15 protein-coding genes are annotated in these 15,109 nt (G+C 67.2%); 6 read left to right on the top strand and 9 right to left on the bottom strand.

Annotated features, from left to right (window positions below; all coding sequences use genetic code 11):
- Window positions 1-5 precede the first annotated feature (5 nt).
- Window positions 6-881 carry an SDR family oxidoreductase gene (locus U5L98_RS02460; RefSeq protein WP_322556764.1) on the bottom strand — a complete coding sequence of 292 codons (876 nt, stop codon included), beginning with the start codon at window positions 879-881 and terminating at the stop codon, window positions 6-8.
- A 114-nt stretch (window positions 882-995) separates the two neighbouring features.
- Between U5L98_RS02460 and U5L98_RS02455 the strand changes: the two genes are divergently transcribed.
- Together U5L98_RS02455 and recG are read left to right on the top strand one after the other, a co-directional pair.
- Window positions 996-1,916: a hydrogen peroxide-inducible genes activator gene (locus U5L98_RS02455; RefSeq protein WP_322556763.1), complete on the top strand. Its 921-nt coding sequence runs from the start codon at window positions 996-998 to the stop codon at window positions 1,914-1,916.
- The gene (gene recG / locus U5L98_RS02450; protein ID WP_322556762.1) at window positions 1,913-4,006 is read left to right on the top strand and encodes an ATP-dependent DNA helicase RecG; all 2,094 of its coding nucleotides are present in this window, start codon (window positions 1,913-1,915) and stop codon (window positions 4,004-4,006) included. The genes U5L98_RS02455 and recG overlap by 4 nt, the downstream gene beginning before the upstream one ends.
- A 162-nt stretch (window positions 4,007-4,168) precedes the next feature.
- Here recG and U5L98_RS02445 read toward each other — a convergent pair whose 3' ends face one another.
- From U5L98_RS02445 to U5L98_RS02435, 3 genes are all read right to left on the bottom strand, one after another.
- Window positions 4,169-4,525, bottom strand: a complete 357-nt coding sequence (locus tag U5L98_RS02445) for a hypothetical protein (protein ID WP_322556761.1) — start codon at window positions 4,523-4,525, stop codon at window positions 4,169-4,171.
- A gap of 60 nt (window positions 4,526-4,585) precedes the next feature.
- Window positions 4,586-4,861, bottom strand: a complete 276-nt coding sequence (locus U5L98_RS02440) for an HU family DNA-binding protein (protein WP_040183570.1) — start codon at window positions 4,859-4,861, stop codon at window positions 4,586-4,588.
- Window positions 4,862-5,081: 220 nt separating this feature from the next.
- Complete coding sequence (locus U5L98_RS02435; RefSeq protein WP_322556760.1) at window positions 5,082-6,245, bottom strand: NAD(P)/FAD-dependent oxidoreductase; 1,164 nt, start codon at window positions 6,243-6,245, stop codon at window positions 5,082-5,084.
- A gap of 75 nt (window positions 6,246-6,320) precedes the next feature.
- On the opposite strand from U5L98_RS02435, the gene U5L98_RS02430 reads away from it, so the two are divergent.
- The 4 genes from U5L98_RS02430 to phoR all read left to right on the top strand — a co-directional run bounded on the left by U5L98_RS02430 (window position 6,321) and on the right by phoR (window position 9,886).
- On the top strand, window positions 6,321-6,860 hold the full coding sequence (locus U5L98_RS02430) for a chorismate--pyruvate lyase family protein (protein WP_322556759.1): 540 nt from the start codon (window positions 6,321-6,323) through the stop codon (window positions 6,858-6,860).
- Window positions 6,861-6,897: 37 nt separating this feature from the next.
- Window positions 6,898-7,794, top strand: a complete 897-nt coding sequence (gene ubiA / locus U5L98_RS02425; RefSeq protein ID WP_322556758.1) for a 4-hydroxybenzoate octaprenyltransferase — start codon at window positions 6,898-6,900, stop codon at window positions 7,792-7,794.
- 87 nt (window positions 7,795-7,881) lie between these two features.
- On the top strand, window positions 7,882-8,571 hold the full coding sequence (phoB, locus tag U5L98_RS02420) for a phosphate regulon transcriptional regulator PhoB (RefSeq protein ID WP_322556757.1): 690 nt from the start codon (window positions 7,882-7,884) through the stop codon (window positions 8,569-8,571).
- Between the two features lies 1 nt (window position 8,572).
- Complete coding sequence (gene phoR, locus U5L98_RS02415; RefSeq protein WP_322557060.1) at window positions 8,573-9,886, top strand: phosphate regulon sensor histidine kinase PhoR; 1,314 nt, start codon at window positions 8,573-8,575, stop codon at window positions 9,884-9,886.
- On the opposite strand, the gene cysZ is transcribed toward phoR, so the two are convergent.
- From cysZ to U5L98_RS02390, 5 genes are all read right to left on the bottom strand, one after another.
- Window positions 9,874-10,626 (bottom strand): sulfate transporter CysZ, encoded by a 753-nt coding sequence (cysZ, locus tag U5L98_RS02410; protein ID WP_322556756.1) that lies wholly within the window; start codon window positions 10,624-10,626, stop codon window positions 9,874-9,876. The two genes, phoR and cysZ, sit on opposite strands and share 13 nt — an antisense overlap.
- Before the next feature lie 83 nt (window positions 10,627-10,709).
- Window positions 10,710-11,438, bottom strand: a complete 729-nt coding sequence (phoU, locus tag U5L98_RS02405; protein WP_322556755.1) for a phosphate signaling complex protein PhoU — start codon at window positions 11,436-11,438, stop codon at window positions 10,710-10,712.
- Between the two features lie 24 nt (window positions 11,439-11,462).
- Window positions 11,463-12,281: a phosphate ABC transporter ATP-binding protein PstB gene (gene pstB / locus U5L98_RS02400; protein ID WP_322556754.1), complete on the bottom strand. Its 819-nt coding sequence runs from the start codon at window positions 12,279-12,281 to the stop codon at window positions 11,463-11,465.
- A 32-nt stretch (window positions 12,282-12,313) separates the two neighbouring features.
- Window positions 12,314-13,861 carry a phosphate ABC transporter permease PstA gene (gene pstA / locus U5L98_RS02395; RefSeq protein WP_322556753.1) on the bottom strand — a complete coding sequence of 516 codons (1,548 nt, stop codon included), beginning with the start codon at window positions 13,859-13,861 and terminating at the stop codon, window positions 12,314-12,316.
- The gene (locus U5L98_RS02390) at window positions 13,858-15,081 is read right to left on the bottom strand and encodes an ABC transporter permease subunit (protein ID WP_322556752.1); all 1,224 of its coding nucleotides are present in this window, start codon (window positions 15,079-15,081) and stop codon (window positions 13,858-13,860) included. The genes pstA and U5L98_RS02390 overlap by 4 nt, the downstream gene beginning before the upstream one ends.
- Window positions 15,082-15,109: the final 28 nt, after the last annotated feature.

The following is a 15,109-nucleotide window of genomic DNA, read 5'->3' as shown; positions in this document are numbered from 1 at the left end:
CCGGCTTAGGTCTTCTGCGTCTCGAGAAAACCGCCAGCCTTCAGCACCTGGGCATAGCCCTCGCGGAAACTGGGGTAGCGGAAACGATAGCCGCTCTCGAGCAGCCGGGTGTTGTCACAGCGCTTGCTGGCGCGGCGACGCAGCGGCGACTGGATGGTTTCGGTGGCCTCGACCCTGAGCTGTGTCGCCAGCCAGGCCATCACCTCGTTGAGGGGTGCCGGCTCACAGTCGCTGCCCAGGTAGAGGACCTCGAGGGGCTCGCCGGCCAGGTCACGGCCGATCAGATGCGCCAGCACCCCAGCGCAGTCGTCACGGTGTATGCGGTTGGAGTACATGACGGGGCTCGACGGGGCGATGCGTCCTTCGCCAACCTGGTGAATCAGGCGGTCTCGACCGGGGCCGTAGATGCCCGAGAAGCGCACCACGGTGCCCGGCAGGTCATGGTTGATAAGCGCCTGCTCGGCTTCGCACATCAGCAGGCCCGAGAAGCCCGAGGGCTCGGTGGGGCTGGTCTCATCGACTACCTCGCCATCACGCTGGGCGTAGACGCTGGTCGAGGAAACGAAGAATACCCGTCCGGGCGGCTTGTCGCGGCCCGCGAACTCGCCCAGTACCGCGGTCAGGCCATCGAGATAGGCGGCGCGATAGGCCGCTTCGTCGAAGCGGTCGGCACTGACCGCGTAGACCAGGGTATCCGCGTCCGGCAACCGGGTCAGGGTGGCCGGGTCGCTCAGGTCGACCGCCACGGCCTCCAGTCCGCTGCCTTCCAGCGCGCGCAGGTTGCGGCGCGCTCCAACCACCCGATGCCCCGCCTCGAGCAGGTCGCGCCCCAGGGCCATGCCGATGTCGCCGCAGCCCAGAATCAGTGTTGTCGTCTTCACCTTTTCCTCGCCCCCTGATAAAAAGTCCCTATTGGCATTATTGTGTCCCTGTGTATAAGGCGTGGTCACTGGGACCTTCACCCGTTTCGGAAGAGGTAGCCTGCCGGCACCACCATGACTCTAACAGAACTCCGCTACATCGTGACACTGGCCCAGGAGCGGCATTTTGGACGCGCGGCGGAGCGCTGCTTCGTCTCCCAGCCGACCCTCTCGGTGGCTGTCAAGAAGCTCGAGGAGGAACTGGGCGTGGCGCTGTTCGAGCGCTCGAAATCCACCGTCCAGGTCACCCCGCTGGGTGAGAGGATCGTCGAGCAAGCCCAGCGTGTACTGGAACAGAGCAGCATCATCAAGGAGCTCGCCACGGCCGGCCGCGACCAGCTGGCGAGCCCCCTGCGCATCGGCGCCATCTACACCATTGGGCCTTACCTCTTTCCCCACCTTATCCCGGAACTCTCCCGGCGTGCCCCGCAGATGCCGCTCTACATCGAGGAGGGCTTCACCGGCAACCTGCGCCGCAAGCTGCGCAGCGGCGAGCTGGACGCCATCATCATCGCGCTGCCCTTCACCGAGACGGATGTGGTCACCAAGCCGCTCTACGAGGAGGCCTTCGAGGTACTGCTGCCTGCCGACCACCGCTGGGCCTCCCGGGAGAGCATCGACAAGGAGAACCTGCTGGAGGAGCGCCTGCTGCTGCTCGGCGAGGGCCACTGCTTCCGTGATCAGATCCTCGAGGCCTGCCCGGCCATCAGCCACCAGCTCAACAGCCCCTCGAACACCCTCACTGCCGAGGGCGGTTCGCTGGAGACCATCCGCCACATGGTGGCCTCCAAGCTCGGCATCACCGTGCTGCCCCACTCGGCCATCGGTACCGGTCACTACGAGAGCGGCATGCTGATCAGCCGCCCCTTCACCGCCCCGGCCCCCGCGCGGACCGTAGCCATCGCCTGGCGTGCCAGCTTCCCGCGGCCCCGGGCCATCGATGCCGTCACCGATGCCATCAAGCGCTGCCGCCAGGCAGAGCTCGAGCCGGCATGAGCCCTGACGCAACGGCTCTTGACGCACCCGTCACGGAGCTCAAGGGCGTCGGCGAGGCGCTAGCCGGAAAGCTCTCACGGCTGGGCATCGAACGTGTCAGCGACCTGCTGTTCCACCTGCCGCTGCGCTACCAGGACCGCACACGAATCACCCCCATCGCCACTCTGAGCGCGGGCCATGAAGCCGTCGTAGAAGGTGAGGTGGTGGCCGGCGAGGTGGTGCAAGGCCGGCGACGCAGCCTGCTGGTGCGCCTGCGCGACGGCTCCGGGATCCTCAGCCTGCGTTTCTTCCATTTCTCTCCGGCCCAGCAGCAGCAGTTCCGGCCCGGGATCCGGGTGCGCGCCTTCGGCGAGGCCCGCGCAGGCGCCACTGGCCTCGAGCTCTATCACCCGGAGTACCGCCTGCTGGCCGGCGGTGAGACGCCGGTGGAAGATCACCTGACGCCCATCTACCCGGCCACCGAGGGCCTCCACCAGAACCGCCTGCGGGCGCTGATCGATCAGGCCCTTGCTCGCCTGGATGCCACTCCGGACGCTCTGCCCGATGGCATTCCCGCGCCCTTGCGACAGCGCTTCGGTCTGCCCGAGCTTCACCACTGCCTGAACACCCTGCACCGCCCGCCGCCGGAGGCCGATGCAGAGCAGCTCGCGGCCGGCCACCATCCCGCGCGGCGACGCCTAGCCCTGGAAGAGCTGCTCGCCCACCGGCTGAGCCTGCAGGAGGTGCGCCAGCGCATCCAGGAAGACGGCGCCCCGACCCTGCCCGGCGGGCGCAGCCTGCAGGCCCGCTTCCTGACCCAGCTACCCTTCTCGCTGACCGGCGCTCAGCGCCGGGTGCTGGATGAGATCGCCGCCGACCTGGCACGCCAGGTGCCCATGCTGCGCCTGGTGCAGGGCGACGTGGGCTCGGGAAAGACGGTGGTCGCCGCCATGGCGGCGCTCTCGGCCATCGCCGCCGACTGCCAGGCAGCCGTGATGGCCCCCACCGAAATCCTCGCCGAGCAGCACTACCGCACCTTCAGCGCCTGGTTCGAGCCACTGGGCATTGAGGTGGCCTGGCTGTCCGGCAAGCTCAAGGGAAAGGCACGCCTGGACACAAAAGCGGCGATCAGCGACGGGCGGGCGCGCATGGTGGTGGGTACCCATGCACTCTTTCAGGGCGATGTTCACTTCCAGCGTCTGGGCCTGGCGATCATCGACGAGCAGCACCGCTTCGGCGTCCACCAGCGCCTGGCGCTGCGCGAAAAGGGCGAGGCCGGCGGCCTGACGCCCCACCAGCTGGTGATGACCGCTACCCCAATCCCTCGCACCCTGGCAATGAGCGCCTATGCCGACCTGGACGTCTCGGTGATCGACGAGCTGCCCCCGGGCCGAACCCCGGTGAAAACGGTGGTGATGCCCGACGAGCGCCGCCCCGAGGTGATGGCGCGCATACGCCATGCCTGCGCCGAGGGGCGTCAGGCCTACTGGGTCTGCACCCTGATCGAGGAGTCCGAAGTGCTGGAGTGCCAGGCCGCCGAGGCGACCCGCGACGAGCTCATCGAGACCCTGCCGGAACTGGCCATCGGCCTGGTCCACGGGCGCATGAAGGCCCGCGAGAAGGCCGCGATGATGGAAGCCTTCAAGGACGGCGAGCTGGACCTGCTGGTGGCCACTACGGTAATCGAGGTGGGTGTAGATGTACCCAATGCCAGCCTGATGATCATCGAGAACCCGGAGCGCCTGGGGCTCTCCCAGCTTCACCAACTGCGCGGTCGGGTGGGGCGCGGCGCCGTCGAGAGTTTCTGCGTGCTGCTCTATCACCCGCCGCTGTCGGCGCATTCCCGGGAGCGCCTGGCGGTGATGCGCGAGACCACCGACGGTTTTCGCATCGCCGAGAAGGATCTCGAGATCCGCGGCCCCGGCGAAGTCCTTGGCACCCGCCAGACGGGGCTCGCGCAGATGAAGGTCGCCGACCTGGAGCGCGACGCCGATCTGTTGGACCGCGTCGCGCCCCTGGCCGAAGCGCTGATCGACGAGCATTCCAGGGCCAGCCAGCCACTGATCCGGCGCTGGTTAGGGGAGGAAGCGGGACGTTATGGGCAGGTCTGAAAGCGGCCAAGCGGCCAAGCGGCCAAGCGGCCAAGCGGCCAAGCGGCCAAGCGGCCAAGCGGCCAAGCGGCCAAGCGGCCAAGCGGCCAAGCGGCCAAGCAGTGTATGCCACCGGGGCAAGCTACACGGGTTTGCTTGTAGCTCGGCGCTCGGCGCTTTCAGCTATAGATGCTTGAGCAGCCGCTGCAGCTTCTGCAGGTCGCCGGAGTCGCCGACCAGGCGCACGGTGCCGGCCATCATGCCATCGAGAAAAGCCTGCTGTGTGGGTTTCTTGAGGACACTGATGGCCGTGGCTTCGTCCTCGAAGCGCAGCTCCAGGTCGAGATCCACCGGCAGGCCAGAGCCCGCGCGGACACCACGAGGCGACATACGGTAATGGCGGGCGATGGTGAGGTCCTCGGTGGCGATGCCCCAGTCGAGGCCACGCATCTCGCCGAGCAGTTCGCGAAACCGCGCCTTGCGGCGCAGGGCACGCTTGAGCATCAGCCCCAGCAGCCACAGCATCAGTCGCAGTTTCATATCGGTTCCGCCACCAGAATTAGAGTGTGAGGCGACCCGCACGAAACGGGCCGCACTGCCTTACTTCGCTACGGCGTCCTTGAGGCCCTTGCCCGGCTTGAAAGCGACGGTCTTGCTGGCCGGAATGGTCAGGGGCTGGCCGGTCTGGGGGTTCTTGCCAGTGCGCGCGGCTCGCTCCCGCACGCTGAAGGTACCGAAGCCGATCAGGGTCACATCCTGCCCTTGGGAAACGCTACCGGTGATCTCGTCAAGGATGACGTTGAGCACCTGGCTCGCCTTATCCTTGGAAAGATCGGCACGCTCGGCAATCGCCGCGGCGAGTTCTGGCTTGCGCATACAGCCCTCCTGATATTGACATCATCATGCCGGCGCTCACCACCGGCGGTGTTGTTATGGCACATCACCTGTCAGTGCATCACGCGCATGCCGACTCGCTCGATCCCGGAACGTCATTCATCAGACGGAGAAATCTCGAGAAACGACATGCGGATGATGCCGGTGCTCAACGTCGCGGCCTATCGGCTCACCATCCGCGGCAGGCCCGTCGTTGACGAACCTAGCCTAGCAATGGCGGCGCGGCTCGCGCCAGTTCGACTTTCCGACGGACGCAGCGTCCTGTCAACGCAAATCCGATCAAACGTCCGTCCTCCGCTTCGGCCAGGGCGGTCAGGTCACCACCCTCCCCCTCGAGGCGCCAGCGTGACGGAGGCCGGGCTGGCGGCAGGGCAACCACCGGCAACAGTGGGGTCTTGACCAGCACCGGCCAGGGGCCATAGGTCACCGCAGTGGGAGTGCCGGTCAGGGTCCGGGCCAGGGCCTTGGCGCTGGCCAGCAGCGGCTGTACGTACATGGCATTGACACCATCGACACAGGCCGCATCCCCCAGGGCATGGATACCCGGTACGGAGGTCGCCAGGTGCCGGTCGGTATGGATGCCTGCCCCACTGGTGATGATTCCCGCCGACTCGGCCAGCCCGGTGCGCGGCCGCAGCCCCGTGGCCACCAGCACCAGGTCGGCCGACAGCGAAGCACCATCGTCCAGCTCCAGGCCGACAGAGGCATCATCGGCCCCCAGGGCTACCAGCTGACGTCCGGTGTGCAGCACCATGCCAGCCTCCCGGAAGGCCTCACCCAGGGCACGGCCCAACGGCTCCGGCAACAGGCGAGGCAGGGGAGCCGGCTCGGGGGCCACCAGCTCGACGGTATGGCCGCCGACGGCGAGATCGTTGGCGAACTCGCAGCCCACCAGGCCCATGCCGATGATCGCCACGCGCGCCGGCCGGCCCAGCGCATCCAGGGCCGCATGGAAGGCACGGTAGTCATCCAGGTCATTGATGCTGAACACCCGGTCGGCCACCGCATCAGGCACCCTGAAAGGCTGCACCGGTGCGGCACCGGTGGCCAGCACCAGCTCGCTCCAGGGTAGAGCCTCGGCGCCGATAGTCAGGGTCCGAGCCACCGGATCGATCGCCTCCACCCGAGTGTGTGTGCGCACCACGGCGCCAAGATCGTCAGCAACCTCCAGGGCCGAGCGTGTCGCCAGGCGCTGCGGTGGCAAACGCTTGACGAAGCCGGTGGAGAGTAGTGGCTTGGCGTAGTCATCTCCGCTGTCGGCGGTGATCAGCGTCACCGGTCTCGTCGGGTGGTGCTCTGCACGCAACTGACGCAGCAGGCCGAGGCCCGCCATGCCGGAGCCGATGATGGTCAGGGGTGCGCTCATAGGCCTCATCGATCGGGGTAAGAGTGATGGAGCAGCATGGTACACTAGCCGCCCCCAAAATCGATGCGGAGAGAGATGGTGAGCAATGGCCCGGGAAGCGATCCCCGTTGGCGCCCCCTGGCGGCGGCACGTCCTGCCATGAGTCCCGAGTGGTGGCAATGGATTGCCTCCCGGGACTCGCTCACCGCCCGGCTGATCAGCGCCGGCGGCCACCGGAATTTCCGGGTCCGCCTGCTTGACCAGCGCATCGGTCGTCCGCGTCGTGACGAAGCGTTGGCCCTGGGGCTGCCCCTTGCCCGCCATGCCTGGCTGCGCGAGGTGGCTCTGTGCCAGGACGAGCGCCCCTGGATCGTGGCCCGCTCGGTGGTACCCCTGAACGGGCTGCATGGCCAACGCCTCGACCGCTTGGGCGAGCGCTCGCTGGGCAGCTGGCTGTTTCGTCAGCCTGAGCTGGAGCGCGGCCCGCTCGAGGTCAGTGCCGACTCGGCCCCTTTCCATACCGACTCGGGGCCCTGGGCGCGGCGATCGCTGTTCCGCCACCGACACTTCACCGTGCTGGTCCAGGAATTCTTCCTCGACCGCATGGCGGGTGACCTCGGGCTCCCTTCGCGCTAGGCTCCCCTGCAGCCAAACTGGATATCATGAGGACGAGATGGATCGATCCCTGATGCACCCCAGGGGCCTGGCCCGGGTGCCCGACTTCCTGCACCTGACCCGCCTCGACCGTCCCATCGGCACCTGGCTGTTGATGTGGCCCACCCTCTGGGCCCTGTGGGTCGCCGCCGAGGGCATCCCCGGCCGCAAGGTGTTGCTGATCTTCATCGTCGGCGTCTACCTGATGCGCGCCGCCGGCTGCGTGGTCAACGACTACGCCGACCGCCACTTCGATGGCCACGTCAAGCGCACCCGGAATCGCCCCCTGGCCACCGGTCGGATCAGCGAAGGGGAGGCCCAGGCATTGTTCCTGATGCTGGTGATGGCCGCCTTCGTGCTGGTCTGGTTCACCAACCTCTTCACGGTGATGCTCTCGGTGGTGGGGGTGATCCTGGCCTTCATCTACCCCTTCATGAAGCGCTACACCCACCTGCCCCAGGCATTCCTCGGCGCTGCCTTCTCCTGGGCAATTCCCATGGCCTTCGGTGCCGTGTTGGGCGCGCTGCCACCGGTCGCCTGGCTGCTCTTCACCGCCAACGTGGCCTGGACGGTGGCCTACGACACCGAGTACGCCATGGTCGACCGTGAGGACGACCTCAAGATCGGTATCAAGTCCACTGCCGTGCTGTTCGGTCACGCCGACCGCCTGATGATCGGCCTGCTGCAGGGCCTGACCCTGGGGCTGCTGGCCTGGGCCGGTTGGTGGCTCTCACTGGGCGGCTTCTTCTGGCTGGGGCTGGCCGCCATGGCGGCGACCTTCGTGCACCAGCAGTTCCTGATTCGCGAACGCGACCGGGACCGCTGCTTCCAGGCCTTCCTCAACAACCACTGGTCGGGCCTGCTGGTCTTCGCCGGCATCGCGCTTTCCCTGTGGCCGGCGGTGAACGGCGGCTGATCGAGCGACAGGCAGGAGCTGTCACGCTATTGTCATCATGACGTGCTGTCATCGTCATCGATCTGTCATTGACCACGAGGCTCCGGGATGACCGCCAAGACCGTACTGATCGTCGATGATGAGGCGCCGATCCGCGAGATGATCGCGGTGGCGCTGGAGATGGCCGACTATGGCGTCCTCGAGGCGGACAATGCCCAGGATGCCCACGCCATGGTGGTCGACCACCAGCCTGATCTGGTGCTGCTCGACTGGATGATGCCCGGGACCAGCGGCATCGAGCTGGCCCGTCGCCTCAAGCGCGAGGAGGCCACCGCCGAGTTGCCGATCATCATGCTCACCGCCAAGGGCGAGGAGGATAACAAGATCCAGGGGCTCGAGGCCGGGGCCGACGACTACATCACCAAGCCCTTCTCGCCGCGGGAGCTGGTGGCACGCCTCAAGGCGGTGCTGCGCCGTACCACACCGCAGGGTGTCGAGGACCCGGTGGAAGTCGGCGGGCTGCTGCTCGACCCGGTCAGCCACCGGGTCAGCGTCGATGGCCGCTCGCTGGAGATGGGGCCCACCGAGTACCGCCTGCTGCAGTTCTTCATGACTCACCAGGAGCGCGCCTACACCCGCGGGCAGCTGCTCGACCAGGTGTGGGGCGGCAATGTCTATGTCGAGGAGCGTACCGTGGACGTGCATATACGCCGCCTGCGCAAGGCGCTGGGCGAACCCCATCACCAGCTGATCCAGACCGTGCGTGGCACCGGCTACCGGTTCTCCGCCAAGGGCTGACGTGGGGCGGCTCTGGCGACGAGAGTTCTGGCGACTGGCGACCCTGGTCGCCATCGGGGCCCTGGTCGGCTGGCCCCTCTCCGCCACGGTGGCCGGCATCGCCGCCGGCCTGCTGCTCTGCCTGGCCTTCCATCTGCGCCAGCTGCATGCCCTCTACCAGTGGCTCACCCTGCGCCCCCAGGAGGAGCCTCCCGCCGCCAGCGGCCTGTGGGGCGAGCTGTTCGACCGCCTCTACCGCTACCAGAAGAGCCAGCGCCTCACCCAGCAGCGGCTGCGGGCCACGCTGCAGCGCATCCAGGAGTCCTCCGAGGCGATGCGCGACAGCGTGGTGATGCTCGATCACCACGGCGACCTGGAGTGGTGGAACAGCGCCGCCGAGCGCATGCTCGGCCTCAAACCCCAGCTCGACCGCGGCCAGCACATCACCAACCTGCTGCGCGACCCGCGCTTTGTGAACTACTTCCATGGCCGCGACTATCGCGAGCCGCTGACCCTGCCCTCGCCCATCGACGAGTCGATGATCCTGCAGTTCCAGATCACTCTCTACGGCGACGACGAGCGCCTGGTGATGGCCCGCGACATCACTCGGCTGCACCGCCTGGAGCAGATGCGCCGGGACTTTGTGGCCAATGTCTCCCACGAGCTGAGGACACCGCTGACCGTTCTAGCCGGCTACCTGGAGACCTATGGCGACATGGCCGGCCAGCTGCCGCCGCGCATGGGTCGGGGCTTGTCCCAGATGAAGGCCCAGACCGACCGCATGCAGAACCTGGTCAACGATCTGCTGCTGCTGTCACGGCTGGAGATCGACCAGGGCGGGCGCGATGATGCCCCGCTGGCGATGGGTGAGCTGCTCAAATCCGTACAGAATGACGCCATGGCGCTCTCGGAGGGCCGCCAGTCGATCAAGGTGGAAGTCGAGGAGCCTCGCGCTCTGGTCGGCAGCGAACAGGAGATACGCAGTGCGCTCTCCAACCTGGCCTTCAATGCCGTACGTTATGCTGGGGAGGGCCGTCATATCGTGCTGCGCTGGCGCCCCCGCGGCGAGGGCGCCTGCCTGGAAGTGGAGGACGACGGCGAAGGCATCGACCCGGTGCACCTGCCGCGCCTTACAGAGCGCTTCTACCGGGTCGACAAGGGCCGCAGTACCGCCACCGGCGGCACCGGCCTGGGTCTTGCCATCGTCAAGCACGTACTGCTGCGCCACGATGCCCGTCTGGAGATCGACTCCCACCCCGGCCGCGGCGCCACCTTCCGCTGCCTCTTCCCCGCCGAGCGCCTGCGCGACACGACCGAGAGCGCTCAGCGCGCCTGAGGAGGCCCGCCGGGCGCTGCGTTGGCCTCGATGCCGCGGTAGTGACGCTCCCACATCAGCACCGCCGCGGCCACGGCGCCGGGCAGCAGGAAGAGGTTGGCCAGAGGTATCCAGGTAATCAGGGTCACCCAGCCGCCGTAGGTGAGCGTGGGCCACCAGCGAGCCTTCAGCCGGCGACGCATGTCGGCGAAACTGACCTTGTTGTTGTCCATGGGATAGTCGAGGTAGGTAATCGCCATGACCCAGGCCGAGAAGGCCGCCCACAGCAGAGGCGCCACCAGGTTGACCACCGGAATCCAGCTGAGCACGAGGAGCAGGGCCATGCGCGGCAGGATGTAGGCCAGCTTGACCAGCTCACGTCCCAGGGCATCAACAGCGGTTTTCGCCAGGCCACGGTCGTCCAGCGGTGGCCGCCCTGTCGCCTCTACCTCCACCCGGGCGGCCAGGAAGCCGTAAAAGGGCGCGGCGACGAGATGGGTCACCAGGGTGAAGGTGAAGAAGACGATCAGCACCAGGCTGATCACGAAGAGCGGCCATATAAGCCATGAGAGCCAGTCCAGCCAAGCGGGCACCATGGCCATCCAACCGTCCAGCCAGCCGCCGAAGTGGCCCAGCACATACCAGAGCATGGCAGCGTAGACCAGCAGGTTGGCGACTATCGGCAGGAACACGTAGCGCCGCAGGCCGCGGGAGTAGACCAAGCGGGTCCCACGGGTCAGCGCCGTGAAGGCATCAAGCATCCGTCATATCCTCATATTACACGGCAAGCCGCCGCCCGACGGGGCAGCGGCTTGCGTCATTGAGGGTCAAGCGACGTTCGCGGTCAACTCTTGCCTTCGAGGATATCCTTGTCGAGGTCCTCGAGATCAGTGTGGCGAATATCGAGGCCCTTGACCAGGTAGACCACGTATTCGGCGAGGTTGTTGGCGTGGTCACCGATGCGTTCGAGGGCACGCAGGATCCACATCACGCTGAGGATCGAGGAGATAGAGCGAGCATCCTCCATCATGAAGGTCATCAGCGAGCGCATGGCGCTGCGATATTCATTGTCGACCTCCTCGTCCTCGTGGACCAGCTTGAGCGCCAGCTCGGTATCGAGGCGGGCGAAGGAGGTCAAGGCATCGCGTACCATGCGCCGTACATGCTCGCTGAGCATGCGCACCTCGACGAAGCCGCGGTTGCCATTGTCGGCCTCGATCAGCTCAATGGCATTGCGGGCGATCTTGCTCGCCTCATCGCCGATCCGCTCCAAGTCGGAGGCGGCACGAATCACCGCCAGGACCAGGCGCAGGTCGGAGGCGGTGGGCTGACGGCGCGCCAGCACCTGAGTGCACTCCTCGTCGATCTTGATCTGCATGTCGTTGACCGCACGGTCATTGGCAACCACCCGCTCGGCCAGGGCGGAGTCGCTGTCGAGCAGGCCGCCCACGGCGTCCTGAACCTGCTTCTCGACCAGGCCGCCCATGGCCATCAAGTGGGTCTTGAGCTCGTCGAGCTCCTGGTTGAACTGCCGCGAGATATGCTGGCTGTGGATATCACTGGTAATGTCCATGGGACCTCTCCTTGGGGCTGACCGTCAGGCCATGCGCCCGGTGATGTAGTTCTCGGTACGCCGCAGGCGCGGGTTGGTGAACAGGGTGTCGGTGGGGCCATACTCCACCAGCTCACCGTCCTGAAGGAAGGCGGTGTAGTCGGAGACCCGGGCCGCCTGCTGCATGTTGTGGGTGACCAGCACCAGGGTCAGGTGCGACTTCAGGTTGCCGATCAGCTCCTCGATCTTCAGCGTCGAGATGGGGTCGAGCGCCGAGGCCGGCTCGTCAAGCAGCAACACCTCCGGTTCCACTGCCAGGGTGCGAGCGATCACCAGGCGCTGCTGCTGGCCCCCGGAGAGCGACCAGGCCGAGGCGCGCAGCCGGTCCTTCACCTCGTCCCACAGCGCCGCCGAACGCAGCGCCCACTCGATGATGTCATCGCGCTTGCGCTTGCTCAGCCCTCCCTGCAGGCGCAGGCCGAAGGCCACGTTGTCGTGGATCGACATGGGAAAGGGGTTGGGCGCCTGGAACACCATTCCCACTCGCCGGCGCAGCTCCGCCACCGACACGCCAGGCGCATGGATGTCCTCGCCCTCGAGCAGCACCTCACCCTCGCGCACCACCTCGTCATTGAGGTCATGAAGACGATTGAGCACGCGTAACAGGGTCGATTTGCCGCAGCCGGAGGGCCCGATAAAGGCCGTCACCCGGTGGCGCGGTATGCGCAGCGTCAGGTTACGCAGCGCCGGCTTACCCCCATAGGCGAGGCTCAGCCCCCGGATGGCCAGGCTGCTGGCCTCGGGGGAAAAATCGATGACCGCCGCCGGGTCGGACGACGGGCGCTGGTCCTGGACGAATGGCATCGAGGCTCCCGGGTGACGCGACTGTAATGGGCTCATCGGCGGGTGAGCGCCCCATGACGCGTACTGAGATGATGACGCAGAAATATTGCAGTCAGGTTAAGCACCAGAATCACCAGCACCAGCAGCAGCGCCGTGGCATAGACCAGCGGCATCGCCGCCTGGACATCGCCGCCGTGGAAGGCCGCATCGAAGATGTGGTAGCCGAGGTGCATGAACTTCCTGTCAAGATGCAGGAAGGGGAAGTCGCCGTCCACCGGCACCTGGGGCGCCAGCTTGGCCACGCCCACCAGCATAAGTGGCGCCACCTCACCGGCGGCGCGTGCCACGGCCAGGATCACCCCGGTGAGCATGGCCGGTGTGGCCATGGGCAGCACTACGCGGGTGAGCATCTCCAGCCGGGTGGCGCCCAGGGCCAAGGCACCCTCGCGCTGCTGATCGGGAATCCGCGCCAGCCCCTCCTCGGTGGCCACGATCACCACCGGCAGGGTCAACAGGGCCAGGGTCAGGGAGGCCCACAGCAGCCCACCGGTGCCGAAGGTCGGCGAGGGCAGGGCCGCGTCAAAGAACCATTCGTCCAGAGTGCCGCCGATGCCATAGACAAAGACGCCCAGGCCGAAGACGCCGTAGACGATGGACGGCACCCCGGCGAGATTGCGCACGGCGATCCTTACCAGCCGCGTCAGTCGACCCTGGTGGGCCACCTCGTTGAGGTAGATGGCCGCCAGCACCCCGAAGGGTGTCACCAGGATCGACATCAGCATCACCATCAGCACGGTGCCGAAGATCGCCGGCCATACGCCGCCGGCGGTATTGGCCGCTCGCGGCCCCTCCGATAGAAAGCGCCAGACGCCCTCCCCCCAGGCGAACAGCTTGTCGAGCGGCGACATGGCATTGGGACGCCGCGCCCGCAGTACCTGCTCCAGCGGCACCACCAGCCGCCTCCCGTCGGCGGTCTCCAGGCTCAGCTGACCGCCTTCCATGGCTGCCTGAAGCTGGCGCAGGCGGGCGTTGGCCGCGGCCAGTTTGTGCGCCACGTCGGCTCCGTCCTCGAGCGCCCGGACCCACGGAAGGATGACCTCATCACGCAGGGAATCACGGGCCTGGCGCAGGGACGTCAGCTCGGCAAGCCGTGCCTCGAGGGCCGCCCAGGCGGCCTCCCCTTCGACACGCTCTCCTGTCTCGCTCTCCAGCGCCGTGAGTCGACCGATCGCCTCCCCCCAGCGGTGTCGCTCCAGCACCACCAGATCAAGCGGCTGGCTGACCGCGGTGATGTCCGACACCGCCACCCAGTCCCAGCGGGTACCATCCAGGTCCCGGTTGCCGGTCCGGTAGAGGCGTTCACGTCCCGTATTCTCCGGCAGCGGGACCTCCCGAACCCGCTCGCCGGCGAGTTGTCGGCCATCCTCGAGTATCACCAAGGCAACGTCAGCGGGCCAGAAGTGCCCCAGGCCGCGAATCGCCAACAGCGCCAACAGCGCCAGCAGCGCTAGCAGTGAGAGCGCCACACTACCGGCCGCCAGCCAGGCGCCGGGGCCCTCGCCGCGGAACAAGCGCATCCGGTAGCCGGAATCCGACCTCATGTCCCGCCCCCCAGGCGCCGATAGCGCCGGCGCAGTCGGGTCCGCACCAACTCGGCCAGCGTATTGACCAGGAAGGTAAAGACGAACAACAGCAAGGCCGCCAACAGCAGCAGCCGATAATGCGTGCCGCCGGGGCCCGCCTCCGGCAACTCGATGGCGATGGTAGCCGCCAGGGATCGCAGCCCGTCCAAAGGGTTCCAGGTCATCAGGGCCGCGTTGCCGCTGGCCATCAGCACGATCATGGTCTCGCCTACGGCCCGTCCAGCACCGATCATCACCGCCGAGAAGATACCGGGGGATGCCGCCGGCAGAACCACCCGCCACAGGGTCTGCCAGCGGGTCGCCCCCAGTGCCTGAGCACCCTCCACGAGGCTTCGCGGCACCCCGGAGAGGGCGTCCTCGGCCAGGGCATAGACGCTGGGCATCACCGCAAACCCCATGGCCATGCCGACGATCATGGCGTTGCGCACGGCGATGTCGAGCCCCAGGTGCACCTCCAGCCACTGGCGCAGGTCGCCATCGAACGCCCAGGCCTCGAGCCAGGGCGAGAGTGCCTGGGCGACGACCATGACCAGCAGCAGCCAGGGCAGCAGCCACAGGCCCGCCCAGCCCAGCGGCACCACTTGCTGCAGGCGCGGAGGCAGGCACGACCAGAGGCCGCCGGCAAGCAGCAGCCCGGGTACCAGCAGCAGCAACATGGCAAGAACATCGGCCAGATGGCGCTCCACCCAGGGGGCGAGCACCAGACCGGCCACGAAGCCGATCACCACCCCGGGTAACGCCTCCATCAGCTCCAGCGTCGGCTTCAGGTGGCTGCGCAGGCGGGACGACACGAACAAGGCCGAGTGAGCGGCTGCGCCCAGGGCCAGTGGCACGGCGATCAGCAGGGCCCAGGCCGCTGCCTCCAGAGTGCCCCAGGCCAGGGGCACCAGGCTGACCCGGGGCGTTTCCCCTGCCGCCAGGCTGGCAGTAGGATCCCAGCGATGACCGACCGAGTCATCCGGCCCCGCCAGGGGCGACCATAGAGCCTCCGGGCTGACCGCCTGCGTCGCGCCGGTGGACCAGAACAGCGGCACCACCTCGACCACCAGGAAGACCCCGATGGCCAGCAGCGCCAGGATTACCCCGATGCCACCTGCGGTGACCAGGACGGTGGCCAGGCGATCGCGCCCCTGACGCAGGCGGCGTCGAACGGAAAGCGAGGGGGAAGAGTCGGGCATGACCGGGCCTGCGGAGAACGTGGGCTAG

Origin of the sequence: Halomonas sp. (assembly GCF_034520545.1) — a bacterium.
Taxonomy (GTDB): domain Bacteria; phylum Pseudomonadota; class Gammaproteobacteria; order Pseudomonadales; family Halomonadaceae; genus Halomonas.
Note: the sequence above shows the minus strand (reverse complement) of the source record. Positions and strands in the feature narration are given on the sequence as shown.